At 58.7% G+C, this 5,990-nt stretch carries 5 protein-coding genes; 3 read left to right on the forward strand and 2 right to left on the reverse strand.

Annotated features, from left to right (window positions below; translation table 11 throughout):
• Window positions 1-142: 142 nt before the first annotated feature.
• Together DK871_RS13450 and DK871_RS13455 are read right to left on the reverse strand one after the other, a co-directional pair.
• Complete coding sequence (locus DK871_RS13450) at window positions 143-772, reverse strand: TetR/AcrR family transcriptional regulator (protein ID WP_003195254.1); 630 nt, start codon at window positions 770-772, stop codon at window positions 143-145.
• Between the two features lie 245 nt (window positions 773-1,017).
• Entirely contained in the window at window positions 1,018-2,394 is a 1,377-nt protein-coding gene (locus DK871_RS13455) for a glutamine synthetase family protein (RefSeq protein ID WP_003195252.1), read from the reverse strand.
• Between the two features lie 278 nt (window positions 2,395-2,672).
• On the opposite strand from DK871_RS13455, the gene DK871_RS13460 reads away from it, so the two are divergent.
• The 3 genes from DK871_RS13460 to DK871_RS13470 all read left to right on the forward strand — a co-directional run bounded on the left by DK871_RS13460 (window position 2,673) and on the right by DK871_RS13470 (window position 5,773).
• Window positions 2,673-2,912, forward strand: a complete 240-nt coding sequence (locus tag DK871_RS13460; RefSeq protein ID WP_161905392.1) for a hypothetical protein — start codon at window positions 2,673-2,675, stop codon at window positions 2,910-2,912.
• Window positions 2,913-2,991: 79 nt separating this feature from the next.
• On the forward strand, window positions 2,992-4,350 hold the full coding sequence (locus DK871_RS13465; protein WP_003195249.1) for a glutamine synthetase family protein: 1,359 nt from the start codon (window positions 2,992-2,994) through the stop codon (window positions 4,348-4,350).
• Between the two features lie 58 nt (window positions 4,351-4,408).
• Complete coding sequence (locus DK871_RS13470) at window positions 4,409-5,773, forward strand: aspartate aminotransferase family protein (protein WP_161905393.1); 1,365 nt, start codon at window positions 4,409-4,411, stop codon at window positions 5,771-5,773.
• Window positions 5,774-5,990 lie beyond the last annotated feature (217 nt).

The following is a 5,990-nucleotide window of genomic DNA, read 5'->3' on the forward strand; positions in this document are numbered from 1 at the left end:
TGGTTTAACGGGGCGCCTAAGATCAAAAGCAGATCAAGAGCAAGATCAAGAGCGGCTCGCTTCGCATCGTGGTTACCGTTGAGCGCTACAGAGTTGTGTAGATACCGATGCTGCGATGAGGCCGGCCCAGACAACACTGCCTTCAGCGCTTGGGCAGATAGGCCGGCAAATAAAGCCCCACATACGCATCAAACACCCGCATCCCTTCCTCCGCCATGCGCGGCGTAATCAGCCCATGCTGATGCACCGAGCGCGCGTACACGCGGTCGCTCAACTCCAATGCCAGGGCAAACACATCCACGTCGCTCGGTAGCGTTGGCACTTCAAAGTGGCGATTGAACACCGCCAGCATCAAGTCGCCCAGCTCCAGATCATGCTGGCGATCGGCCTGGGTCACTTCGGTCAACCCATGCTGGGCCAGGATCAACTGGCGCGCCGCGGCATCGTTGCTGTAGATGCTGAGCATGCGTTGTTCGACGATGTAGGACAGGTCGCGCCAATGCTTGAGCGATTCATGCTCGATGGGCGCCTGGATGGCAGCGCGAAAGGCCGCGTGAATGTCAGCGGTCAACGCCTCCAGCAATGCCGGCACACTGGCGAAAAAGTGGTACACCGACGACGGCGGAATCTGTGCTCGTTCGGCCACGCTGTAGATCGACAAACTGGCCACGCCTTCGGCGGCCAGCAAGGTGCGGGCGGCATCTAGGATCGCGTCGATCCGGGCCTGGCTGCGGGCGCGGGGTTTGCGAACAGTGGCGGGGCGGGTGGTCATGGATGTCTCCTACAAGGCAGCGGGCATTGTATGAGCAGGAATCTGTGTTGTCTGCCAGGCCGCTATCGCAGCGATGCGGCGACCCGACAAGCCAGCTCCCACAGAGGAACGCATTTCAAGGTTGGAACTCGGTCAAATGTGGGAGCTGGCTTGCCTGCGATGAGGCCAACCTGGTCTCCCAAAAGAAACCCATAAAAAAACGCCACTGACCAAAGCCAGCGGCGTTCTTCTATTGCAGCCACCGCTTACACGGTATGCAGGTACCAGTTGTACTCAAGGTCGGAGATGGAGTGTTCAAACTCCTCCAGCTCACTTTCCTTACAGGCGACGAAGATATCGATGTATTTAGGATCGATGTACTTGGCCATCACCTCGCTGTCGTCCAACTCGCGCAGGGCATCGCGCAGGTTGTTCGGCAGGCTCTGCTCGTTCTGCTCGTAGCTGTTGCCTTCCACCGGAGCGTTCGGCTCGATCTTGTTGGTCAGGCCGTGGTGCACGCCCGCCAATACCGAGGCCATCAGCAGGTAAGGGTTGGCATCGGCGCCGGCCACGCGGTGTTCGATACGCACCGCATCGGACGAGCCGGTAGGTACGCGAATCGCCACGGTGCGGTTATCCAGGCCCCAGCACGGCGAGTTCGGCACATAGAACTGTGCGCCGAAACGACGGTAGGAGTTGACGTTAGGGCACAGGAACGCCATTTGGGCGGGTAGGGTCTCCAGCACACCGCCGATCGCGTGACGCAGTGCGGCGTTCTGCTCGGGATCCTCGCTGGCAAAGATGTTCTTGCCGTCCTTGTCCAGAATGGAGATGTGTACGTGCAAACCGTTGCCTGCCTGGCCTGGGTAAGGCTTGGCCATGAAGGTGGTGTCCATCTCATGGTCGTAGGCGATGTTCTTGATCAGGCGCTTGAGCAGTACCGCGTAATCGCAGGCCTTGATCGGGTCGGCGACGTGGTGCAGGTTCACTTCGAACTGCGCCGGGGCACTTTCCTTGACGATGGCATCGGCCGGAATGCCTTGCTCCTTGGCACCTTCCAGAATGTCCTGGAGGCAGTCGACGTATTCGTCGAGGTCGTCGATCAGGTAGACCTGTGTCGAGTGCGGGCGTTTGCCGGAGATCGGCGAGCGGGGCGGTTGTGGGCGGCCATTCACGTTCTCCTGGTCGATCAGGTAGAACTCAAGCTCGAAGGCAGCGCAGATGGTCAGACCGAGGTCGTCAAACTTGGTAACAACTTGGCGGAGCACTTCGCGCGGATCGGCGAAGAAAGGTTCACCTTCAAGTTCGTGCATGGTCATCAGCAGTTGCGCGGTAGGGCGCTTTTGCCAGGGTTCATTGCACAGGGTGTCGGGGATTGGATAACAGATTCGGTCAGCATCACCGATGTCCAGGCCCAGACCGGTGCTTTCCACCGTAGAGCCGTTGATATCCAGGGCAAATAAAGAGGCAGGCAGGTTAATGCCCTTCTCGTAAACCTTGTGGAGGCTGGTGCGTTCGATGCGCTTACCGCGCACCACACCATTCATATCCGCAATTAGAAGGTCTACGTACAGAACCTCAGGATGATCCTTAAGGAACGCGTTCGCTTCGTTAAGCTGAACGGCACGCGGGGGTACCGACATGATGCAACACCTTTGTTGTTAAAAATATCAATCATTGATCTTTTCTGGTTTCAGTCAACCCGAACGGCTTGCCGAAGTCAAGCAAGGCATTTTTTGCCCTAAAAAAGCGCCGTGGAGGCTTTTTTGCAGGGTTTTGGGGCGGTTTTTTGGGTTTGAGGGTCTTGGGACCTGCAGGCTTGAGCGGGCCGTGTAGGATTTTTTACGGGGGTGTTGTGTAAAAAAATGAACAAGGCTAAGCTCGATTCAAACCCATAACAGCAATAATACCGGGGTGCTTCATGTTTCACCTGCCGCCAATCGGCGTCTGCGCCTGCTCCAGCCAGGCTTTTTCCGCAGCTCGTTCGCCCTGCGTGAATGCCCAGGCACCGGCCAATATTCTTGACGGCCCGGCCGATCTCCTTTTTGCCATCTCCTTCGCCACTGACCTGCCCTCATCCGCTGTGCCGATCATAATTGCGCACAACTTTGGCCTGAGGAATGCAACCCATGGGCAAATGGCAGGTAAGCTCCTACCCTGAATGAAAAAACGACGCGGATGCTGCGTCAACCAACGCCTGGCCTTTAATGGATGCCAGGAAACCCAGCCCAGAGGCATTTATGAGTAACAACCTCGACCAGCTCACCGATTGGTTGAAAGACCACAAGATCACAGAAGTCGAATGCATGATTGGCGACCTCACCGGTATTACCCGGGGCAAGATCTCGCCGACCAACAAGTTCATTGCCGAAAAAGGCATGCGCCTGCCCGAAAGCGTTCTGTTGCAGACCGTGACCGGCGACTATGTCGAAGACGACATCTATTACGAATTGCTCGACCCGGCCGACATCGACATGATCTGCCGCCCCGACCAGAACGCGGTATTTCTGGTGCCGTGGGCCATCGAGCCGACCGCCCAGGTGATCCACGACACCTACGACAAGCAAGGCAACCCGATCGAGCTGTCGCCGCGCAACGTGCTCAAGAAAGTCCTCAAGCTCTACTCCGACCGCGGCTGGCAGCCCATCGTGGCGCCGGAGATGGAGTTCTACCTGACCAAGCGCTGCGAAGACCCGGACTTCCCGCTGCAACCGCCGATTGGCCGCTCCGGCCGCCCGGAAACCGGTCGCCAGTCCTTCTCTATAGAAGCGGCCAACGAATTCGACCCGTTGTTCGAAGACGTCTACGACTGGTGCGAACTGCAGGAGCTGGACCTGGACACGCTGATCCACGAGGACGGCACCGCGCAGATGGAAATCAATTTCCGTCACGGCGACGCCCTGTCCCTGGCCGACCAGATCCTGGTGTTCAAGCGCACCATGCGCGAAGCCGCGCTCAAGCACGACGTGGCCGCCACCTTCATGGCCAAGCCCATGACCGGCGAGCCCGGCAGCGCGATGCACCTGCACCAGAGCATCATCGACATTGCCACCGGCAAGAACGTCTTCTCCAATGAAGACGGGACCATGAGCCAACTGTTCCTCAACCACATTGGCGGCCTGCAGAAATTCATCCCTGAATTGCTGCCTTTATTCGCCCCCAACGTGAACTCGTTCCGCCGCTTCCTGCCCGACACCTCGGCGCCGGTAAACGTGGAATGGGGCGAAGAAAACCGCACCGTCGGCCTGCGCGTACCGGATGCCGGCCCGCAGAACCGCCGCGTGGAAAACCGCCTGCCGGGCGCCGACGCCAACCCGTACCTGGCGATTGCCGCCAGCCTGTTGTGCGGCTACATCGGCATGGTCGAAGGCCATAACCCGAGCGCGCCGGTGGTGGGCCGTGGTTACGAGCGACGCAACCTGCGCCTGCCGTTGACCATCGAAGACGCCCTGGAACGCATGGAAAACAGCAAGACCATCGAGAAATACCTGGGGCAAAAATTCATCACAGGCTACGTCGCGGTCAAGCGGGCCGAGCATGAAAACTTCAAGCGCGTGATCAGTTCGTGGGAGCGGGAATTCCTGCTCTTCGCCGTCTGATGCGCCGGGCGCACGGGGCAACCCGCGCGCCCTTCACTGAAAAGTCTAGGAGATTGGTATGTCCAGCAACAACCCGCAAACCCGTGAATGGCAAGCCTTGAGCAGTGATCACCACCTGGCGCCGTTCAGCGACTTCAAGCAATTGAAAGAGAAAGGCCCAAGGATCATCACCAAAGCCCACGGCGTTTACCTGTGGGACAGCGAAGGCAACAAGATCCTCGACGGTATGGCCGGCCTGTGGTGCGTGGCGATCGGTTACGGTCGCGATGAACTGGCCGACGCCGCCGCCAAGCAAATGAAAGAACTGCCGTACTACAACCTGTTCTTCCAGACCGCACACCCGCCGGTATTGGAGCTGGCCAAGGTCATTTCCGATGTCGCGCCGGCTGGCATGAACCACGTGTTCTTCACCGGCTCCGGCTCCGAAGGCAACGACACCATGTTGCGCATGGTCCGCCACTACTGGGCGATCAAGGGCCAGCCCAACAAGAAAACCATCATTGCCCGCAAGAATGGCTACCACGGCTCTACCGTGGCCGGTGCCAGCCTGGGCGGCATGACCTATATGCACGAGCAGGGCGACTTGCCTATCCCGGGCATTACCCACATCGCCCAGCCGTACTGGTTTGGCGAAGGCGGCGACATGAGCCCCGAGGAATTCGGTGTGTGGGCGGCCAACCAGTTGGAAGAGAAAATCCTGGAGCTGGGCGTGGACAACGTCGGCGCCTTTATTGCCGAGCCGATCCAGGGTGCCGGTGGCGTGATCGTGCCGCCTGCCACGTACTGGCCGCGCATCAAGGAAATCCTCGCCAAGTACGACATCCTGTTTGTCGCCGACGAAGTAATCTGCGGCTTCGGCCGTACCGGTGAGTGGTTCGGTAGCGATTTCTACGACCTCAAGCCGCACATGATGACCATCGCCAAGGGCCTGACTTCGGGCTACGTGCCCATGGGCGGCCTGATCGTGCGCGACGAAGTGGTGGCGGTGCTCAACGAAGGGGGCGATTTCAACCACGGCTTTACTTACTCCGGTCACCCGGTCGCTGCGGCTGTGGCCCTGGAAAACATCCGCATCCTGCGCGATGAAAAAATCGTTAACCGTGTGCACGAAGAAACGGCACCGTATTTGCAGAAACGTCTGAGGGAACTGGGCGATCATCCGCTGGTGGGTGAAGTACGCGGCGTCGGTATGCTCGGTGCGATCGAGCTGGTGCAGGACAAAGCCAGCCGCAAGCGTCATGAAGGCAAAGGCGCCGGCATGATCTGCCGAACCTTCTGCTTCGAAAATGGCCTGATCATGCGCGCCGTGGGTGACACCATGATCATTTCGCCGCCGCTGGTTATCAGCAAGGCTGAAATCGACGAGCTGGTGACCAAGGCTCGGCATTGCCTGGACCTGACTTTGGCTGCCTTGCAGGGCTAAATGCTAGGCTCAGTGCGCGCTGCGCTGGGCAGTTACAAATGCAGGGGCTTTGGTTGAAAGCCGGCCCCTGAACTTGCCAGACTGTCGCCCTGTTTTGTTGCCCTTCGGTTGGGCCGTAAAACATACAACGCTTGTGGCCCAAAAAAGAAAAAATTGGAGCATCACCAAATGAAGGCATTAGGTTTGAAGAACGCTGGCAAGACCCTCCTCGCCTTGT

It is taken from the genome of Pseudomonas sp. L13, assembly GCF_009935965.1.
GTDB lineage: Bacteria > Pseudomonadota > Gammaproteobacteria > Pseudomonadales > Pseudomonadaceae > Aquipseudomonas > Aquipseudomonas lactis.